A 1,078-nucleotide genomic window follows, 5' to 3' on the forward strand; every position below is an offset into this window, starting at 1 on the left:
ATCTTATTTCTATCAATTCGGTAGATTGGCGCGGGTTCAACGGAGGCAGAAATGACCAAACCTCATTTCCGGAAACTGCTCGGCGCGCTGGTCGCCACGTCTGTCCAGTTCGGCACGCTCGGTTTGGCGTTTGCCGACACCACCATCCTCAACGTGTCCTACGATCCGACACGCGAGCTCTACAAGGCCTATGACGAAGCCTTCGCCGCGCACTGGAAGGCCGAGACCGGCGAGACGGTCACCATCCAGCAATCGCATGGCGGATCGGGCGCCCAGGCCCGCGCCGTAATCGACGGCCTCGACGCCGATGTGGTGACGCTGGCGCTCGAAGGCGACATCAACGCCATCGTCGCCAAGTCGAAGAAGATCAATCCGGACTGGCGCACCAAATTCGACAACAACTCGGCGCCCTACACCTCGACCATCATCTTCCTTGTCCGCAAGGGCAATCCCAAGGCCATCCACGACTGGAGCGACCTGGTCAAGGACGGCGTCCAGGTGATCACCCCCAACCCCAAGACCTCGGGCGGCGCGCGCTGGAACTATCTTGCCGCCTGGGCCTACGCCAACGCCAATGATGGCGGCGACGAAGCCAAGACCAAGGACTTCGTCGGCAAGCTCTACGCCAATGTTCCGGTGCTCGACACCGGTGCGCGCGGCTCGACCGTGACCTTCGCGCAAAAAGGCCTCGGCGACGTGCTGATCGCCTGGGAGAACGAGGCCTATCTGGCGCTCGACGAGTTCGGCGCCGACAAATTCGACATCGTCTACCCGCCGACCTCGATCCTGGCCGAGCCGCCAGTGGCGGTGGTCGACGCCAATGTCGACGCCAAGGGCACGCGCAAGGTCGCCGAAGCCTATCTGGGCTGGCTCTATTCCAAGGAAGCGCAGACGATCATCGCCAGGAACCACTATCGTCCGTCAAAGCCCGACCTGGTGCCCGCCGAGGACCTCGCCAAGCTGCCGCCAATCAAGCTGATCACCATCGACGATCCGCTTTTCGGCGGATGGAAGAAGGCCCAGCCTTATCATTTCGGCGACGGTGGTATATTCGACCACATCTACAAGCCCCAGTAAG

The 1,078-nt window shown here is 61.7% G+C and carries 1 protein-coding gene; it reads left to right on the top strand.

Going from position 1 to position 1,078, the window contains the following annotated elements; all coding sequences use genetic code 11:
• The first annotated feature begins 51 nt into the window (after nucleotides 1-51).
• Nucleotides 52-1,077 (top strand): sulfate ABC transporter substrate-binding protein, encoded by a 1,026-nt coding sequence (locus tag OOJ09_RS31925; protein WP_269909024.1) that lies wholly within the window; start codon nucleotides 52-54, stop codon nucleotides 1,075-1,077.
• Nucleotide 1,078: the final 1 nt, after the last annotated feature.

Source organism: Mesorhizobium qingshengii (assembly GCF_027563465.1).
In the GTDB taxonomy this organism is placed as follows: domain Bacteria; phylum Pseudomonadota; class Alphaproteobacteria; order Rhizobiales; family Rhizobiaceae; genus Mesorhizobium; species Mesorhizobium qingshengii_A.

Bases quoted from the DNA above. Each gene is read 5' to 3' on its own strand.
- OOJ09_RS31925 (WP_269909024.1), top strand. From the start codon at position 52: ATGACCAAACCTCATTTCCGGAAACTGCTCGGCGCGCTGGTCGCCACG.